Genomic DNA, 18,310 nt, shown 5'->3' with positions numbered 1-18,310 from the left:
GAACCGCCCTCTGTCCCGCTTTCTTTTTCTCTACTTGGTCCTCTCGGCTACGCCTTGAATAGAACGCTCATAGTGACAAGGAAAGCTCCTTATATGATTTATTGATTGACAAAAGTGTGGCTTTTGTATTTTAATTAATAATGCATTGCTATTAATTTTGCTTCTGTTTTTCTCAAATATTCCATTCTACTCTATAATATACTCTTTCCTTTTTAAAATTTTCAACAATGACGCAACAATTTAACAGTTATAGGCATCAGTGTATGCGATGTAGGGAGGAACGAAAATGAAACTAACATTAAAAATAGTTATAGGGCTCATTTTAGGTGCGGTGGTAGGTTTAGCATTGCATTTTTATGCGCCAGCTATATTTGATCCACTAGATTCCTATTTTTTTAGTCCATTAGGAACGATATTTCTAAATTTAATTAAAATGCTAGTTGTACCTATTGTTTTTCTTTCGATCACTTTAGGAACCGCTTCTATCGGAGACCCAAAAAAGTTAGGACGTATTGGGGGAAAAGCACTATTGTTTTTCCTCGTAACAACAACGATTGCGATTACGATTGCGATGGGAATGGCTATGATACTTCAGCCAGGCAGTGTTGGGATTGAGACAGCTCAGGCTTCGTATGAAACAAAAGAAGCACCAACAGTTATAGAAACATTTACTAGTATTATTCCTACCAATCCGATTCAAGCAATGGTAGAAGGAAATATGTTGCAAATTATCACTTTTGCGATTTTTGTTGGTTTTGCATTAGCTATGTTAGGAAAAAAAACAGAAGCTATCTACCGACTACTAGAACAAGGTAACGAAATTATGATGTTTCTAGTTAATGTTGTCATGACATTTGCACCATATGGGGCGTTTGGATTATTGGCTTCAGCGATGGGATCTTTAGGATTAAGTGGTGCAAAAGCAATGTTATTATATATGATTACAGTTTTTTCAGTATTAATCATTCACGCTGTGTTCACGTACGGATCGGCTGTAGCTCTGATTGCTAAACGTAACCCGATCCATTTCTTTAAAGCATTCATTCCAGCTATGACAGTTGGGTTTAGTACATCAAGCAGTAGTTCAACATTACCAATTTCTATGAAGGTTGCACAAGAAGAATTAAATGTTCCAAAATCAATTAGTAGTTTTGTTCAACCTTTAGGTGCAACAATTAATATGGATGGGACTGCGATTATGCAAGGGGTAGCAACGATATTTATTGCTCAAGTTTATCAAACAGACTTGTCTTTTGCTCAATTAGCTATGGTTGTTTTAACCGCTGTCCTTGCTAGTATTGGTACAGCAGGAGTCCCTGGTGTTGGACTAGTTATGTTAGCAATGGTATTGAATCAAGTATCGTTGCCAGTGGAAGGTATTGCATTAATAATTGGAATTGACCGTATATTAGATATGACGAGAACAGCAGTTAATATAACCGGCGATGCAGCATGTGCCGTTATTATAGCTGAAACAGAAAAGAACAAATAGGAGAAATGGGACAGGGGATCTTTCAGAGCCTCTGTCCCATTTTTAAATAAAATAGTGAAAAAGTAACATATATTGTTGGATTTTGTGATGAAATAGAACTATAATGATAAAGGAGAACAATACTATCTTACTGAACAAAGGCAAACTTATTGAAAGATAAGGACGCAAAGTTACAGGCCTAAATAAAAATGGCGGCTGAGCTACCAATGAGATAACTAGCAAAAAGGTTATTTCTATAAGAAATAACCTTTTTGCTAGTTATAGTATTTATATTAAAGGTCGGGATGCTTATGTTATTTTCAAAACCAAAAATAATTACGTCAATATTAATTCTAACTGTTTTATATTTTGTCTTTCTATTATTTATTCAAGATATGGAAGGGATACATACGTTTGTAAATATTTGTGTATCTATTGTGGTTAGTCTAGTTGGATTTAAATGGGTGTGTCAAGCTAGCTTGATAACAAAAGAAAGAAGACGTCGTTTTTGGCTAATTATTGCAATAGGTTTGTTCTTTTTTTGCGTTGCTAATTTTATTTGGTTATATATGTTAGTTTTTTTTCAAGCAACAACATTCCCGATCGCTTCTCTACCAGTACTAGTCATCGCATATGTTTCTTTTTTAGTTGCACTGCTTTATAAAATAAAGACAATTGAAATGAAGGAATCAGTACAATCTTTTTTCTTTACTATTAGTGTATTTGTGACATTTATTATTGTAGTTCATATTTACTACTTTGTTCAACCGATTATGTCACTTGTGGATTATTCTAAAGGCATGACATTTTTTATTTTAGTTTTTCAAATATGTACACTGAGTATCCTGTTTGCGAATGTTTTCTTGTTTTATATATCTCGAAAAAGTATGGAAAAAGACTCGATTTTATTTCTTGTATCAGGCATGTTCTTTCATATGATAGGGGTTATTCTATATTTTTACTTTTCCGTTAATAATATGAGTGTTGTCATTGCCTACTCTCTTTGGACACTAGGTTTATTATTTTTTCTCCTTTCAGCAAAATTAGTAAAAGAGTATACGGAAGTTTCGGAATGGAAGATGGTGAAATATGTAGAAAGTAAAGAGTCTATATTACCGTATATTATTATTCTCATTTTATTGATTATGCTAATGGAAAGCTACCATTGGAAAATAAATGTATTGATGATTGGTATGATTATTATGCTGCTAATGATTATCGGTAGGCAGTGGTATGTCATGCAACGGAACAAAGAGTTAATGCAAGAATATAGCTATCTAGCATTTCACGACACGTTAACAGAGTTAAAAAATCGAACGAAATTTACGAAAGATTTAGAAACTATCATGGAAGAATCCGAGAGAACATCACAGCCTTTTTTAATGTTTTTGATGGATTTAGACCAATTTAAAAGTATAAATGATACAATGGGTCATAATGTAGGTGATAGGCTCTTATCCGAAGCGGCAAAGCGTTTAAAGCATGCTTTTGAGCCCGTCGGCACCGTTTATCGTATCGGTGGAGATGAATTTGTAATTATTGTGCCAAATGTAAGAAGAGTATTTGGCACGCTATATGCTAAAACAATATTACATTTATTTTCCAGTCCTTTTATAATAAAAAATCATACGATTACTATTTCACCTAGTATTGGTATTAGTGTTTATCCAGATGATGGACAAGAACAGGATACTTTGCTTCATCATACTGATGCAGCGATGTATTTATCAAAACAAAAAGGAAAAGCACAATATTGTTATTTTAATCAACAACTTTATCAAACTATTTTAAGAAAACGAAATATAGAAGTAGAGTTAAAACAAGCAATTGAATTCGAGCAATTTTCATTATATTTTCAGCCTAAAATTAATCTTACAAATGAAAGTGTAATAGGGTTTGAAGCATTTATACGCTGGGATCATCCAAGATTAGGATTGGTTTCCCCACGTGAATTTATCCCGATAGCAGAAGAGACTGGATACATTTTTGCAATTGATGAATGGGTTCTTTTACGTGCTTGTGAGCAGTTCAAACAGCAATTGGATGCAGGACGTGATAATTTGACTGTATCTGTAAATGTTTCTGCAAAACAACTAGAACAAACATATTTTGGTAAAAAAATTAAAAAGATTTTAGAACAAACAGGGATAGAACCAAAATATTTAGAATTGGAAATAACAGAAAGTGAAATGGGTAATATAGGGCAAACAATTGACACATTAAATGAACTTCATGCGATTGGTGTACGTATCGCAATCGATAATTTTGGTATAGGTTATTCCTCTCTTCATATATTACAATCATTACCGTTTGATACAATTAAAATTGACCAATCTTTTGTATCGCAGTTAGAGGAGAAGGAAAATATATCTGTAATAAAAACAATTATTGATATAGGGTTAAATCTTAACATGGAAGTGATAGCAGAAGGAATAGAGACCGCTTATCAAGCACGAACATTAGCTAATTTAAAATGTGATTATGGGCAAGGGTACTTTTTTTCAAAACCTTTGCCAATCGAACGGCTAAGTCAATTTCTTGAGCAGTAAGTTAAAATAATAGGTGTTTCACTTTACTATTTTCTTCAATGTGATACAATTGGTACCAAACTATATTAAGAAACCACAAGGGGAGCTAAAAGCTGAGATTGAACATTGTTCTGACCCTTTGAACCTGTTAGTTAGTACTAGCGCAGGAATGTGGAATGGCATATATGCAATACGATGTGTGTATATATTAGTTCTCCCTTGAGGTTTTCGATTTGTATAACAAGGGGGATTTTTTATGAAAAAATTAGGATTACTAGCTTTAATTGAAATATCTATTTTTGGGGCATTAGCTTTTCTGTTTGATCTTATCCCATCTATAAAGTTGTCTTCGTCTATCTCCATTTCGTTTGCTATGATTCCAATATTTATTCTAGCATTTCGTTGGGGAATAAAAGTAAGTTTACTGGCGGGATTTCTGTGGGGGCTATTGCAAATTGTGTTAGGCGATGCATATATATTAACTCCTGTTCAGGCATTTATTGAATATTTTATTGCATTTGCATTTATAGGATTTGCAGGTTTATTTTATCCAGTTATTCAGAAAAGTCTTCGCTCATCTAATAAAACGAAAACAGCAGTTTGGATTATTGTAGCTACGTTTGTTGGAAGCTTGGCTCGCTATTTCTGGCACTTTGTTGCTGGGTTTATCTTTTGGGGAGAATATGCGCCAGAAGATATGAATGTTGTACTATTCTCATTTTTAACAAATGGTGTTACGATGTTAGGTGCATTTGTTTTTTGTTCTATTTTACTTGTTTTGCTAATCAGCACATCACCAAGATTAATTATAAGAGATCGAATATAAAAAAAGAGATTAAATCTAGTTAACTAGGTTTAATCTCTTTTTAGTTGCTTAGCGTAAATTACCAATGACGTTGTACGTCGACAAATGCTAAAGTTAGCTACATCCAATTATTATTAAGATTTCTATCACCTTTTTATACGATAAATTAACATTTATCGATTCAGTCCATCCATCGCTAACCGAATATTTATGCTTTGGTTTATTGCATTTGATCAATAGGCACATTTGCTGTTTGGGAATAATATTGCACTTCTCTCTTTTCACGCACAAATAAAATGATCGTTAGGAATAAGGTGACGATCGTTGAAAAACCTAATAAGCCTAGTAAACCTAGCTCATGCAATAGTTTGAAAAAAACAACAGTAGAAATAGCCAGCACTACACTAAAGTAGACAGCAAGATAATCTTTTATTGAATGATTTTTTAAAGATACCTGTATATTCCGATAATTCGTTAAAAGGGTGACGCTAATAATTGTTAAAACATTGGTAGACATACCGATCCATACAGGATGAATATCTAAAAAGAAAACAGTAGGTTGCCATCCCCCTAAATGATACCATAGTAGTCCAGTAACAAAACCTGTGAGTAAAGAACTAACGACCGCATGTTTTGTAACAACAGGCCAAAATAATGCTGCAACTACTGGAGCAAATGTAGCAGCATTTCTTGTTGTCCATGCAAGTACATTCCACCAAGCAGATTGTTCTGTTCGTAGCAACCCAAATATTATCATTAACCCTGTAAGTAACAGCAGAGAAAGCTTTGTATAGTGAACTAACTGTATACTTGTTGTATTTGGGAAAATGGCACTCCCTACGTCTTTTCCCAAACTAGTAGCACCAGAAAATTGACATGGTGCTCCCCAACTCAATGCACAAGCCCAAATTCCCAAGAAAAACAATCCAACTAAGGGGGCAGGTAAAACTTCCATTAAATATTTTGGTAAGGCAACTAATCCAAGTGTTTCTCCTGGAATAACGATTGCCGCTGCTAAACCAAATAGAATACCACATATAATAAAAGGAATACCTAGAAAAACAGCTCCGATTACCCCTTTTTGCCCCTCTTCAGGTGTTCTGCAGGATAAAGCCATTTGAAATGCAGCTTGTGCTAAAATGACATTTACTAAAAAAGTGCCAAACCATGCAACAATTACTTGAATCCCTACTGCATCGAAATGAAACATGGATGGATTAGTTTGAGCAAGTTGCACTAAACCCTCTATACCTGGGTTAATAAAAAAAGCGATCGTGCCAATAATAAACATGCTCAAAAATACAGTACTGTTCATTGTTTGTGTGAAAGCAACCGACCACATTCCCCCAGCTTGTAAATAGATAAACAATAAAATAGCTGTAAATGCAATCGAGACACTAAGAGAAATATTTGTAAACACATTTAGTGCAGAAGCAAAGGCGATAGCAGTTGCAACCGACCACATTGGAAAAGCAAAAGCAGTAATTAATCCAGCAATTCCTTTGGCAGCTCGACCAAATTGATCACCAATTAATCCAGATACGGTAACCATCATACGTTTGCGAAATGACTTAATCATTAACAATGCAATAATTAAAACTTGAACCGTTTCAGCAATGCCATACCAAATAGCAGAAATACCTGTAAGATAAGATAATTCCACAATCGAAATATAAGTTGACCCTGAGAATAAGCCAGTAATACAAAATGCAACTGTCCACCATCGAAAATTTCGACCGCCAACAAAAAAATTACTTCCACTGGATGCTTTTACTCGAGCTACATTACCAGCAATAATTAAAAGCAAAGTATAAATTAGAGCAAAACCAATCATCCAAGCACCATATTCTGTCACATAATCACTCCTTTATTTTATAAGCAGACTATTTACAAACGAAAAAACCTTCTTTCTTAGCTAATGCTTAAGAAGAAGGTTTTCTTTTTGGTTATTTCCAAACAGGAAAAATTCCTTCTTATCTTTCAGCTGATTAGCTGCTGGATTTAGCACCTTATTTGCTCGAGACAAATGGTTGCTGTGGGATCATAGGACCAGTTTCCTTCACCACTCGGGATAAGAATAATTAAATTTCTACTAATCATATCGGTATTCATTAATATTGTCAAGTTATTCTGAATTTTTTTAATATTAACTAAGCAACCCAATACCTTAATTGCATAGCGCTAAGTATGGCAATGTTCAATTGATTGAGTAGTATTTGTTGAATTTCATGATATAGGTATGCATGCGAATAGGGGATAAAACAAAATGAGCGCATTATTTTTTCCAGTAAGGGAGTGTGTGTAGTTGTAATTACTAATGAATCAACGTTCGGGTTATTTATTTGGACGATTGATATAAATAGATAAGGAAAACATCTATTAGAATGATTGTTAGCTCATTTTATCTCTGTTATCTTCTTGAAAACTAGTGATTAATTGAAGGTGGCAGATAGGGTTGAAATGACACACCTATTTTATTACGGTATATCACAAGAGAATGTACCAAGAAACAGGTGAATAACTTGAATTGTTTGATGGTTCGCTTATTGTTATTCGGAATCATACAGTTAGACTCTCCTTATACATCAAAAAATAGTGAACGTTTCATCGATTATGTATCATATTATAGAAGTGAAGCGAATGATATTAAGGCAGGAGATAAATGGGACAAAGCGAAACGATTCGTTAACAGTAAAAGAAAAACTGGGACATGAGGTAAGCCCCTTGTCCCAGTATGTTTCGTTCATTAGTAAATGATAAAACATGCTGTTTCTTGATAGATATTAAGATTATCTATGTCTAGCTAAACCTACGTACGGTAAGTTAAAATCGATTGTTGTGTCGCTGTGTTTTCGTTATCTCCTACGTTTCGGTTTAGTCCGTATATCACTAAGCGAATGTTTGAGCATTTGTTTTTTATAATTTAAATTGGTCGACTTGTGTTTGTAAACTTTTAGCTAGTTGGGCTAATTCGTCAGCACTTTTAGCTACTTCTTCCATAGAAGTATTGGTCTCTTCCGTAGATGCTGCTGTTTCCTCAATACCTGCTGCAGATTCTTGGGAGATAGCAGCAATTTCATCCACTGACGTATACATTTTTTGACTATTTGAAGCGATTGTTTGTAAATCATTGGCGATAGTGTGTACTTTTCCAACCATGTCAGTAATGGATTGGTTAATTCCTTGGAATGCTTGTCCAGTTTTTTGGATTTGATTCGATCCTTTTTCAACGGCAGAATACCCCGCTTCTAAGGAATGTGCAACTTGATTCGACTCTATCTGAATCGATTGAACAATGGTTGTAATGTCAGTAATAGATTTGCTAACTTGCTCTGCTAACTTCCGAACTTCATCAGCGACTACTGCGAATCCCTTACCTTCTTCACCTGCTCGAGCGGCTTCAATTGCAGCATTAAGTGCTAATAGATTCGTCTGTTCTGCAATATCTTGAATAACAGAAACAATTTTTTCTATTTCAATAGATTGTTGATCTAATCCTTTAACTTTATTAAATGAGTCTTGAACTAATTGATAGATTTCTTTCATTTGTTCAACTGATAGATCTAATTGTTTAGCTCCTTCATCACTTAATTGAATCACTTGATCCGAGTTTTTTGCCACACTAGTGCTATTTTTCGTGGCCTGTGTGACGGTTTGATTGTATTGTTGCATTGCTGTTGCTAAATCAACCGCATGATTAGACTGCGACTCTGCACCTGATGAAAGTTCTTCCATTGTTGCTGCGACTTGTTCACTACTTTCTCTTACTTGATTTGATGAGTGAGATAAATGATCACTTTGTTTGTGTACATTTGTTGTCACATTACTTAAATGGTTAATCATTTCATATAAGTTGTCTTTCATTGTATTGACTGATTCAGCTAAATCTACAAATTCGTCTTTAGATTTCGTAACTACCTTTTCTCCTGTTAAATCGCCCTCAGCTAATCGGTTCATTTCGGACTTAAGAGTTGAAATGTTGAACAATAACGAGCGTATAAGGAAAATGAAGATAACCATGGCAATAACGACTGAAACCCCCAATGTGATAAAAGTTGTTATCAGAATATCTTTACGAATCATCGTTGCCAGTCGTGACATTTCAAAATCGATTGCAGTTACTGCAACAATGTCGCCATCCTCATTTTTTACGGTTTTAGCGAGTGTAATGGTAGACTTTCCGCTGCCAGTATCGATGTACGGATCTGTCCAAGCTACTTCATCTTGAGCATTGACAGCAAGCTGGTACCAATCTGTTGTTGTTGAATCATAACCTGATAAATTAGCAGAATCATCAACTTGGTGCAAATACAATGCGCCTTCTGGTGTACCGACATATAGATTCATTATGAAGTTATCCTTGATAGCTAGTTCGGATAAAAAAGATTCATAATAACTAGTCAGCGCAGGATTGTTCGCTCGAGGCATATTTGTATATTCTTCTTCTGATTCAGGTGGATTAATTTGATTGACTTGAAATTCTTCCATTTCCACCATTTGTTTTAATTTTGCTTCGTATTCTTGAAAAATGTCTTCATATTTGGATGAGAAGGCTTCGATATTTTCTTTTTCAATAATGGCTTTCTCTAATATTGCTGTTTTGTTAAAGGAAATAATTCCGACAACTGTTAAAGGTATAATTAATAATAAAAGCACGATAAGTGGTAATTTGAATTTTAGTTTTGATAAAATGTTCATAAGCAACCCCCTTCGTTTCCTTGGAAAAATTTATTTTTAAACTTATTTCTATATTATGTTTGTTCACCCTTTCTCTTTATAGAAGGAAATAAAACGCTTCTTTATACTATCTTCGGCAAAAATAAAGAAATGTGTATATATTCAGACAAAAAAGAGATATTAGCGTTATCCCCCCTTGCTCTATTTCAATTATCTATTTACAGCTTTGCGATGCATTTCTTCTCATTATTGCTACTTTATATGCTTGACTTATTTTTCAATATTATAGTGCACTTATTTCTCTTTCGTTTTTGTGATATAGTTGGATAAACTATTAAAAATACAGTTCTTACTGAAGGAGATCATTATGTTCGTCGATACATTACAACCATTTTTACAACAAGCTTGGAAAAAATCAGGATTTTCCACCCCTTTACCTATTCAAGAAAGAACCTATACAATGATAAAAGACGGCAAGGACGTTATTGGGATTTCTCCGACTGGGAGTGGGAAAACGCTCGCTTATCTACTACCATTATTAGAAAAAATAGATGTTGAACAAAAACAGGCGCAAGTATTAATTCTTGCCTCGTCGCATGAATTGGTAGCTCAAATCCATCGGTTAATTCAGGAATGGACGACATACGCAGAGATGTCAAGTATGATGGTGATTGGCGGAGCAAATATCAAACGACAAATTGAGAAGTTAAAGAAAAAGCCACAAATCATTGTTGGCACGCCAGGTCGGGTACTTGAACTAATCAAACAAAAAAAATTAAAAGTACATGTGTTAAAATCGATCGTTTTAGATGAAGCAGATCAATTATTGGTTCCAGAGCATCGAAATAACTTGTTTGGTATTATAAAATCAGCGCCAAAAGAACGCCAATTATTACTGTTTTCAGCTACAATTTCAGAAGGGTTAGCAGAAGAAGCGAACAGATATATGGTAACACCTGAGGTTATCCGTGTGAATAATGAAGAAGCCGGCACCCCGAAGGTTTCTTATCAATATATTGTGAGTGAAGAACGTGAAAAAATTGATATTCTGCGAAGTTTGGCACGTCATTTAGATGAGCAACTACTTGTGTTTTTTAGAGATAGTGGTAATTTAGCAGTCATTGCAGATAAATTAGCATATCAAGGTATTGCGGTTGAGGCTTTACATGGGGAGTTATCTAAACAAAAAAGGGAAAAAGCAATTCGTCAATTCGTCAAAGGTGAAACACAGTTATTATTAGCTACTGATGTGGCAGCCAGAGGGTTAGATGTGAAAGATTTGGCATATGTGGTTCAAGTTGATGTACCAAGAGATCCGAATCATTATCTTCATAGAGCTGGAAGAACAGGGCGAGTTGGGTCAGACGGTGGTATTGTCTTATCATTGGTGACTAATTCAGAAGTTCGTCAGTTAAATCAGACAGCAAAGAAATTGGAAATCAACTTGGTAGAAACTATGTTACGAAAAGGAAAGCTGATAAAAAAAGATCCAACTAAGCGTCGTTGATTGAACTGCTCCCTGCTATAGTGAATGAAGAATGAATAAAAATTCTTTTTTACTAGATAAGGGAGCAAACTATATCGTCGGTATTTAGTTGGATTTTTTCGTCTATTTAATCGGTAGCACATAGAGGAGCACACAGAAAAAATGTAAAATCGTTCCTGCAAGTACGAATAGATGCCAAAGCGCATGGTGAAATTTAAACCAACGCCACATATAAAAAATTGCACCAATTGTATACAAAATTCCTCCAGTCACAAGAAGGGCTATTCCTGCGGTCGGTAGTTTTTCTGATAGTGATCCCCAAGTGAAAATGATCAGCCATCCCATTACAATGTAAAGAAAGGTAGAAACAAAGATGAATTTTTTCACAAAGAAAATTTTAAAAATTGTACCACCGATTGCTAATCCCCATACAATTCCAAATAAAGTCCAACCAGCAGCGCCTTGTACCACTACAAAAAGAAATGGTGTATATGTTCCCGCAATAAAAAAGTAAATAGATGAGTGATCTAAAATCTCAAATATATCTTTCGCCTTTCCTTCTGGTAAACTATGTAGAAGTGTGGATGAAGTATAAAGTAGTACCATTGTCGTTCCGAATAACGTGAAACTGACGATGTGCCAAGTATTTCCATGTAATGATGAGAAAACAACTAATAATACTAATGCTGCAATACTAATTAGTGCCCCAATTCCATGTGTAATTGAATTGGCAATTTCCTCACCTTTTGAGAAGCGATGTGTATCAGCCATATCGAATAATCCTTTCAAGATTAGTATATATTAAATATTATGAATCGAATAAAGCAGAATAGCAATCCTTTTACTTATTGTTAACAATAAGCGATCATCTTTGGGTTATGCAGATGATCGGCGCTCAATCAAAAATATCATTGAATATATAAGTATATTATTATATGATAATACGGAAGCGGGGGGAGGAGGTGTGTTTTTTGAGTCAACAGCAAATATCAATTGAACAAGCAGCTTCGTTATTGAAATTGTTATCAGATAAAACAAGGTTAACCATTGTGAAGTTATTGGAACATCAGGATTGCTGTGTATGTGAACTGGTTGAAATTTTTCAAGTGAGCCAACCGTCAATTAGTCAGCATTTACGTAAATTACGCGATGCAGGAATTGTTAAAGAAGAAAGACGAGGACAGTGGATCTTTTACTCCATTTGTACTGAAAATAATAACTTTCCTTTTATCAAACAAGTATTATCTCAAATTCCGAATCAAAAGGAAAAGTTAATTGAATTAGAAAGAAGTGGAAAGAAAATTAATTGTTGTTAGTAGTGGGAGGATTAGTATTGTGTCTTTATCAGTTGTTTTAGCCATTTTAATTTTTATTCTTACCCTTGTATTTGTCATTTGGCAACCAAAGGGACTGTCAATCGGGTACTCTGCTTGTGGTGGCGCAATCTTAGCTTTAATTCTAGGGGTAGTTGACTTTGGTGATGTGATCGAAGTGACACAAATCGTTTGGAATGCCACGTTAGCATTTGTTGCTATTATTTTAATTTCACTTATTTTAGATGAAATTGGCTTTTTTGAATGGGCTTCTTTACATATGGCAAAAGCTGCAAAAGGTAATGGAGTCAAAATGTTTGTTTATGTTAGTATCCTAGGTGCGATCGTTGCGGCATTCTTCGCGAATGATGGTGCAGCATTAATCTTAACGCCGATTGTATTAGCAATGGTACGTAATTTGAAATTCAGTGAAAAAATTATCTTTCCATTTATTATAGCAAGTGGTTTTATTGCTGACACGACTTCTTTGCCATTAGTTGTAAGCAATTTAGTCAACATTGTTTCGGCAGACTTCTTTTCCATCGGATTTATCGAATATGCATCTCGAATGTTTATTCCTAATCTGTTTTCTTTAGTAGCTACAATTACGGTATTATATTTATATTTCAAAAAAAATATTCCGAGAACCTATGATTTAGCGCATCTAAAGGAGCCAAAAGCAGTTATTAAAGATCATAAATTATTTCGTTTATCTTGGTATGTGTTAACTATTTTATTAATTGGGTATTTTGTAAGTGAGTTTATTGCTATACCAATTTCCTTGATTGCTGGTACGATTGCGATTGTATTTTTACTGTTGGCGAGAAGAAGTGAAGCGGTTAGTACATCTACCGTAATCAAAGGCGCGCCATGGGATATTGTATTTTTTTCAGTAGGTATGTATGTTGTCGTATATGGGTTGCGTAATGCAGGGTTAACGGATTTACTAGCTCAATTAATTCAACAAAGCGCAGAACAGGGACTATTTATTGCGACAATTGCAATGGGTTTTATTGCAGCATTTCTTTCATCTGTGATGAACAATATGCCTACGGTGATGATTGATGCATTAGCCATTGCAGAAACAAGTACTACTGGTATCATTCGCGAAGCATTAATTTATGCGAATGTAATTGGTTCTGACTTAGGGCCAAAAATCACACCAATCGGTTCATTAGCTACATTATTATGGTTGCATGTGTTAAATCAAAAAGGGATTAAAATATCATGGGGAACTTATTTTAAAACAGGGATTGTTTTAACGATTCCAATCCTAGTGATCACATTGATAGGCTTATACTTAACATTATTATTACTATAAAGGGGTGCAATACAATGACGAAAAAAACAATCTATTTCTTATGTACGGGTAATTCATGTCGAAGTCAAATGGCGGAAGGATGGGCAAAAGCATATCTTAGTAAGGAATGGGAAGTTCGTAGTGCAGGAATTGAAGCACATGGTTTAAATCCAAATGCTGTAAAAGCAATGAGAGATATCGGTATAGATATATCCAACCAACAATCTGAGATCATTGACAATGATTTTTTAAATCAGTCGACACTAGCGGTAACCTTATGTGGAGATGCTGCAGATAAATGTCCGCTCACACCTCCACAAGTAAAAAGGGAACATTGGGGATTTGACGATCCTGCAAAAGCGGAAGGAACAGATGAAGAGAAGTGGAAAGTCTTTCAGCGTGTAAGAGATGAAATTGGTGCAAGAATCAAAAAATTTGTTGAAACTGGAGAATAAAGGATACAGTTGCAACTATGTTCAAATAAACGACTAATCATTTATCTGTTATCCAAGGTCAATATCACTAAATGATCCGTTTTTTTGTGATAAAAGTTTTTGTTTAGGATTAATAGCACTAGTCACTTCGATTGAAATTGCTTTCAAATCCTAAATGAAAAATGGTAAAGTAGAAGTGAAAGCATGATATTTTATGAAAAGGCAAATGGAGGAGGAATTGACGTGTATTTTGGAGGGATAGAAGCTGGCGGAACGAAATTTGTTTGTGCTGTTAGCGATGAAAAATTTGAAATCATCGAACGTATTAGTATACCGACTACCGTACCAGACGAAACGTTGAAACATGTGTTTGAATTCTTTGATCAATATAAATTAAAAGCAATAGGCATTGGTTCATTTGGTCCAATTGATGTTAATATCGACTCTCCTACATATGGATATGTGACTTCTACGCCAAAAAAAGGATGGAACAATTATAATTTTGTTGGAGCTATTAAGGAGAAGTATGGCATCCCAGTTGCCTGGACAACAGATGTGAACGCAGCTGCTTATGGTGAGTATCGGTTAGGCGGTGCACAACAGGCGAAATCATGTATTTATTTAACCTTTGGTACCGGGATTGGTGGTGGCGCCGTTTTAAATGGCGCTGTGATGGAAGGTTTTGGGCATCCGGAGATGGGACATATATCAGTTAGAAAACATCCAGAAGACTCCTTCGAAGGAATATGTCCATATCACGGTGATTGTTTAGAAGGCATTGCAGCAGGCCCAGCAATTGAAAAACGCCTAAACAAAAAGGGAATAGAGGTTGCTAAAGATGATCCGTATTGGGATAAGGAAGCTTACTATATTGCGCAAGCTTTAGTGAACTACACAATGATATTACGTCCCGAAGTGATTATTTTAGGTGGTGGTGTGATGAAACAGGAGCATTTATTCCAGCTAATCCGTTCACATTTCAACGTATTACTAAATAACTATCTTACAATACCAGATTTGGATTCCTACATTGTCCCACCAGCACTTGTCGATAATGCAGGCATCAAAGGAAGCTTACTACTAGCTGCTGAAAAAGCAATTTAGTAGGTCAAGGATTAGTAATGCTGTTCTGTTTTGAAATAGGAGGTTCGCTAAATGAAGTTTGGTATTAGAAAGCCAAGTATTAAAAAAAGAATCTCTGCTAAAACAAGTCTAAAAAGACAACTTATTCATCGTTCTGGACTAAAAATGCCGAATGGAAAAGGATGGATACGTAACCCGAAGAGGGCTACTTATAACAAAGTTTATAATAAAACTAGCTTTGATTTATTTAAGCTAATTAAAAAAATGTTTCGATAGCTTACATTTTTTAAAAACATTCAAAAAAGTGTTGCACAATGTTACATGATATATTAGACTGTTAACAAATTGAAAAAATCTAAAAATTTTATACTTATATTTCTTATCCAGAGAGACGGAGGGACTGGCCCGAAGATGTCTCAGCAACCAGCCTAATGATTAGGCACGGTGCTAATTCCAATAAACACATCATGCTGTGTTTAGTAGATAAGAAGAATGACTTTTATTATTAAAGACCTTCTTCTTAGGAGGTCTTTTTGTTTTTTATGAAAGGAGGGAGAAGGAATTGCAATATTATCTAAATACAAAGTTAGCACAGTTAGGAAACCATAGTGATTTGAAAACGGGTGCTGTTAATCCGCCGATTTATATGTCTACTGCATACCAACATACAGCATTAGGAAACTCTACTGGATATGATTATACGAGAACGAAAAATCCAACGCGAACGATTTTAGAAAAAGGTATCGCTGATTTAGAGCAAGGTGACTACGGATTTGCTTGTAGTTCAGGTATGGCAGCAATACAACTAGTTCTTTCTTTGTTTTCAAGCGGTGATGAAATCATTGCACCAGAAGATGTTTATGGAGGTACTTATCGATTATTTAAGCACTACCAAGAAGCCTATTCACTTAGAATAAAATACTGTGGTTTTAATAGTGTAGAGGAGGTGGAACGATGTATTTCGTCACATACGAAAGCAATTTTTATTGAGACACCAACCAACCCATTAATGCAAGAAATAGATATTGCAACGTATGTGGCGTTGGCGAAAAAACATCAATTGTTATTTATTGTCGACAGTACATTTTTAACACCAATTCTACAGCAACCAATTACATTAGGAGCCGATATCGTTATTCATAGTGCCACCAAATATATTGGAGGGCATAACGATGTACTAGCAGGATTGGTCGTTACAAAAGGCGAACAACTGAGTGAAAAAATTGCGACGTTCCATAATGCCTCAGGAGCTGTTCTGTCACCGATAGATTCCTGGCTGTTAATACGGGGATTAAAAACATTATCTTTAAGAGTAAAGCAGCAACAGAAAAATGCGCAAGAAATAGCCCGGTTTTTAATGAAAGATACTCATATTGAACAGGTGCTTTATCCAGGGAAAGGTGGCATGCTTGCATTTCGATTAAAGAAAAGGGAGTGGGTGAAAGACTTTCTTAAAAATCTTAAGCTTATTACATTCGCCGAAAGTTTAGGTGGGGTGGAAAGTTTTGTTACTTATCCGATGACACAGACACATGCCGATATCCCAGAGAATGAACGCATTTCTCGAGGAATAGATGAAAGGCTGCTACGTTTTTCGGTAGGAATTGAGGACATAGCAGATCTTATATATGATTTAAAACAATGTTTCAATCGGTTGTAAATAGTAAAGTGAATTTTATTGAAGAGGTAGTAAAACAAATATAGAATAAATGAAACACACGAAGATAGCGAGGCGATGATTTTATTTGTTTCGCTCTTTTTTATGACGTAAAACTTTAGATGTATAAAAAAAGTTCAGAAAAATTTTGAAATAATTGAGTATGAAGGATTAAAACGGTATGATAATAGGGTATAGACTTTATATATTATTTAAACAGGAGTTGTTCTGTGTGACGATGTCTATTCTTATTTTAATTGTTTTGATTTTGTTAAATGCTTTTTTTGCAGCATCAGAAATTGCTTTAGTATCATTAAATGATAACAAAGTGAAACGAGAAGCTGAACGTGGAGATAAAAAGGCAATTATGCTCGATAAACTGCTTAAGGAACCGGGACGTTTCTTAGCAACCATTCAAATTGGAATTACGTTGGCTGGTTTTCTTGCGAGTGCATTCGCAGCTGATACCTTTGCAACACCTATAGCTGAAGCTCTATATGCTATGGGCATACCGATTTCTCTAGGCATCCTAAACACTATGTCAGTCATTTTGATTACGATTTTATTATCATATTTTACATTAGTAGTCGGGGAACTTGTTCCAAAGCAATTAGCACTACAAAAGGCTGAAAAAATTGCTAACATTGCCGTGAAACCTTTAACCATATTATTCAAAATAAGTTTGCCAGTGGTGTCATTTTTGAATTTGTCTACCAATACGCTGGTACGATTATTTGGTGTTGATCCACATGCCGAAAACGAAGAAGCAACTGAGGAAGAAATTCGTATGATGGTTGATATTGGTGGGGAAAAAGGAACCATCCATACAGATGAAAAATTAATGATTAATAATATTTTTGAATTTAATGATAAAGAAGTATCGGATATCATGACACACCGAACAGATATGTGTGCGATAGAAATTAACAAACCATTGTCTGAAGTAGTGAAAGTCGTAAATGAAAAAAGATATACAAGATTTCCAATATATGAGGATGATGTAGACCATATTATCGGTGTCTTGCACACAAAAGATCTCATTCCCTTCATTCAAAAAGAAGATAAGTCATTTGTTTTAAGAGATTATTTAAGAAAGCCGTATTTCGTGATGGAAACACAGCGAATCGATGCCATCTTTAAAGAAATGCAAAAGAATAATGTGCATATTGCCATTATTGTTGATGAGTATGGTGGTACAGATGGCTTAATCACAATTGAAGACCTAATTGAAGAGATTGTTGGTGAAATATCAAGCGAGCATGGTGAATTGGACGATGAGAATAATGAAATCATTAAAATATCTCCATATGAATATCGCATTGCAGGGAATACGCATTTATATGACATTGAATATCAATTGAGTTTAGATTTACCTGTTGATGACTATGAAACATTAAATGGATTTTTAGTTGGTAAAATTGGCTATATTCCAAATGCCGAAGAAAATCCAGCCATTATTTATAAAAATGTTACATTTAAAGTGGAAGAAGTATCTGATAAACGCATCGAGAAAGTATATGTAACGATTAACGAAAAATAAATGATAGGCTATCTCA

15 protein-coding genes and 4 riboswitches are annotated in these 18,310 nt (G+C 34.8%); of the genes, 12 read left to right on the top strand and 3 right to left on the bottom strand.

All coding sequences use genetic code 11. The features are described from left to right. Positions 1-286: 286 nt before the first annotated feature. The 3 genes from ACH6CY_RS03325 (at position 287) to thiT (ending at position 4,825) form a co-directional block, all read left to right on the top strand. Complete coding sequence (locus ACH6CY_RS03325; RefSeq protein ID WP_374065832.1) at positions 287-1,492, top strand: dicarboxylate/amino acid:cation symporter; 1,206 nt, start codon at positions 287-289, stop codon at positions 1,490-1,492. Positions 1,493-1,621: 129 nt separating this feature from the next. Beyond that, positions 1,622-1,700: riboswitch (cyclic di-GMP riboswitch) on the top strand. A gap of 82 nt (positions 1,701-1,782) precedes the next feature. Beyond that, a complete protein-coding gene (locus tag ACH6CY_RS03320; protein WP_374065831.1) occupies positions 1,783-4,020 on the top strand; it encodes an EAL domain-containing protein in 2,238 nt (745 codons plus the stop codon). Positions 4,021-4,088: 68 nt separating this feature from the next. Then, a riboswitch (TPP riboswitch) is annotated at positions 4,089-4,186 on the top strand. A 69-nt stretch (positions 4,187-4,255) separates the two neighbouring features. Beyond that, complete coding sequence (gene thiT / locus ACH6CY_RS03315; protein WP_374065830.1) at positions 4,256-4,825, top strand: energy-coupled thiamine transporter ThiT; 570 nt, start codon at positions 4,256-4,258, stop codon at positions 4,823-4,825. A gap of 199 nt (positions 4,826-5,024) precedes the next feature. Here thiT and ACH6CY_RS03310 read toward each other — a convergent pair whose 3' ends face one another. Next, on the bottom strand, positions 5,025-6,659 hold the full coding sequence (locus ACH6CY_RS03310; protein ID WP_374065829.1) for a sodium:solute symporter family protein: 1,635 nt from the start codon (positions 6,657-6,659) through the stop codon (positions 5,025-5,027). Between the two features lie 115 nt (positions 6,660-6,774). Next, a riboswitch (SAM riboswitch) is annotated at positions 6,775-6,882 on the bottom strand. 456 nt (positions 6,883-7,338) lie between these two features. Here ACH6CY_RS03310 and ACH6CY_RS03305 point away from each other — a divergent pair. After that, complete coding sequence (locus ACH6CY_RS03305) at positions 7,339-7,518, top strand: hypothetical protein (RefSeq protein WP_374065828.1); 180 nt, start codon at positions 7,339-7,341, stop codon at positions 7,516-7,518. A gap of 202 nt (positions 7,519-7,720) precedes the next feature. Here the strand turns inward: ACH6CY_RS03305 and ACH6CY_RS03300 are convergent, their stop codons facing one another. Then, entirely contained in the window at positions 7,721-9,502 is a 1,782-nt protein-coding gene (locus tag ACH6CY_RS03300) for a methyl-accepting chemotaxis protein (RefSeq protein ID WP_374065827.1), read from the bottom strand. Positions 9,503-9,833: 331 nt separating this feature from the next. On the opposite strand from ACH6CY_RS03300, the gene ACH6CY_RS03295 reads away from it, so the two are divergent. Then, positions 9,834-10,988 (top strand): DEAD/DEAH box helicase, encoded by a 1,155-nt coding sequence (locus ACH6CY_RS03295; RefSeq protein ID WP_374065906.1) that lies wholly within the window; start codon positions 9,834-9,836, stop codon positions 10,986-10,988. A 102-nt stretch (positions 10,989-11,090) separates the two neighbouring features. Here ACH6CY_RS03295 and trhA read toward each other — a convergent pair whose 3' ends face one another. Further along, on the bottom strand, positions 11,091-11,738 hold the full coding sequence (gene trhA, locus ACH6CY_RS03290; protein ID WP_374065826.1) for a PAQR family membrane homeostasis protein TrhA: 648 nt from the start codon (positions 11,736-11,738) through the stop codon (positions 11,091-11,093). 200 nt (positions 11,739-11,938) lie between these two features. Here trhA and ACH6CY_RS03285 point away from each other — a divergent pair, with 200 nt between their 5' ends. The 7 genes from ACH6CY_RS03285 to ACH6CY_RS03255 all read left to right on the top strand — a co-directional run bounded on the left by ACH6CY_RS03285 (position 11,939) and on the right by ACH6CY_RS03255 (position 18,294). Continuing rightward, entirely contained in the window at positions 11,939-12,283 is a 345-nt protein-coding gene (locus ACH6CY_RS03285; RefSeq protein ID WP_374065825.1) for an ArsR/SmtB family transcription factor, read from the top strand. A 19-nt stretch (positions 12,284-12,302) separates the two neighbouring features. Beyond that, on the top strand, positions 12,303-13,601 hold the full coding sequence (locus tag ACH6CY_RS03280; protein WP_374065824.1) for an arsenic transporter: 1,299 nt from the start codon (positions 12,303-12,305) through the stop codon (positions 13,599-13,601). A 14-nt stretch (positions 13,602-13,615) separates the two neighbouring features. Continuing rightward, the gene (gene arsC / locus ACH6CY_RS03275) at positions 13,616-14,035 is read left to right on the top strand and encodes an arsenate reductase (thioredoxin) (protein ID WP_374065822.1); all 420 of its coding nucleotides are present in this window, start codon (positions 13,616-13,618) and stop codon (positions 14,033-14,035) included. A gap of 222 nt (positions 14,036-14,257) precedes the next feature. Then, positions 14,258-15,118, top strand: coding sequence for an ROK family protein (locus ACH6CY_RS03270; protein WP_374065905.1), 861 nt, complete (start codon positions 14,258-14,260; stop codon positions 15,116-15,118). Positions 15,119-15,169: 51 nt separating this feature from the next. Beyond that, positions 15,170-15,373, top strand: a complete 204-nt coding sequence (locus ACH6CY_RS03265; RefSeq protein ID WP_374065821.1) for a hypothetical protein — start codon at positions 15,170-15,172, stop codon at positions 15,371-15,373. A gap of 100 nt (positions 15,374-15,473) precedes the next feature. After that, a riboswitch (SAM riboswitch) is annotated at positions 15,474-15,587 on the top strand. Positions 15,588-15,659: 72 nt separating this feature from the next. Beyond that, positions 15,660-16,757 carry a methionine biosynthesis PLP-dependent protein gene (locus ACH6CY_RS03260; protein ID WP_374065820.1) on the top strand — a complete coding sequence of 366 codons (1,098 nt, stop codon included), beginning with the start codon at positions 15,660-15,662 and terminating at the stop codon, positions 16,755-16,757. Between the two features lie 235 nt (positions 16,758-16,992). Next, positions 16,993-18,294, top strand: a complete 1,302-nt coding sequence (locus tag ACH6CY_RS03255) for a hemolysin family protein (RefSeq protein ID WP_374065904.1) — start codon at positions 16,993-16,995, stop codon at positions 18,292-18,294. The last annotated feature ends 16 nt before the right edge of the window (positions 18,295-18,310 follow it).

This window comes from Paraliobacillus sp. JSM ZJ581 (genome assembly GCF_044383835.1).
Classification (GTDB): domain Bacteria; phylum Bacillota; class Bacilli; order Bacillales; family Amphibacillaceae; genus Paraliobacillus.
Note: the sequence above shows the minus strand (reverse complement) of the source record. Positions and strands in the feature narration are given on the sequence as shown.

Excerpts from the sequence above, each read along its gene's own strand:
- ACH6CY_RS03325 (WP_374065832.1), top strand. The coding sequence starts at position 287 with ATGAAACTAACATTAAAAATAGTTATAGGGCTCATTTTAGGTGCGGTG.
- ACH6CY_RS03320 (WP_374065831.1), top strand. The coding sequence starts at position 1,783 with ATGTTATTTTCAAAACCAAAAATAATTACGTCAATATTAATTCTAACT.
- thiT (WP_374065830.1), top strand. The coding sequence starts at position 4,256 with ATGAAAAAATTAGGATTACTAGCTTTAATTGAAATATCTATTTTTGGG.
- ACH6CY_RS03305 (WP_374065828.1), top strand. The coding sequence starts at position 7,339 with ATGGTTCGCTTATTGTTATTCGGAATCATACAGTTAGACTCTCCTTAT.
- ACH6CY_RS03300 (WP_374065827.1), bottom strand. The coding sequence starts at position 9,502 with ATGAACATTTTATCAAAACTAAAATTCAAATTACCACTTATCGTGCTT.
- trhA (WP_374065826.1), bottom strand. The coding sequence starts at position 11,738 with ATGGCTGATACACATCGCTTCTCAAAAGGTGAGGAAATTGCCAATTCA.
- arsC (WP_374065822.1), top strand. The coding sequence starts at position 13,616 with ATGACGAAAAAAACAATCTATTTCTTATGTACGGGTAATTCATGTCGA.
- ACH6CY_RS03265 (WP_374065821.1), top strand. The coding sequence starts at position 15,170 with ATGAAGTTTGGTATTAGAAAGCCAAGTATTAAAAAAAGAATCTCTGCT.
- ACH6CY_RS03255 (WP_374065904.1), top strand. The coding sequence starts at position 16,993 with ATGTCTATTCTTATTTTAATTGTTTTGATTTTGTTAAATGCTTTTTTT.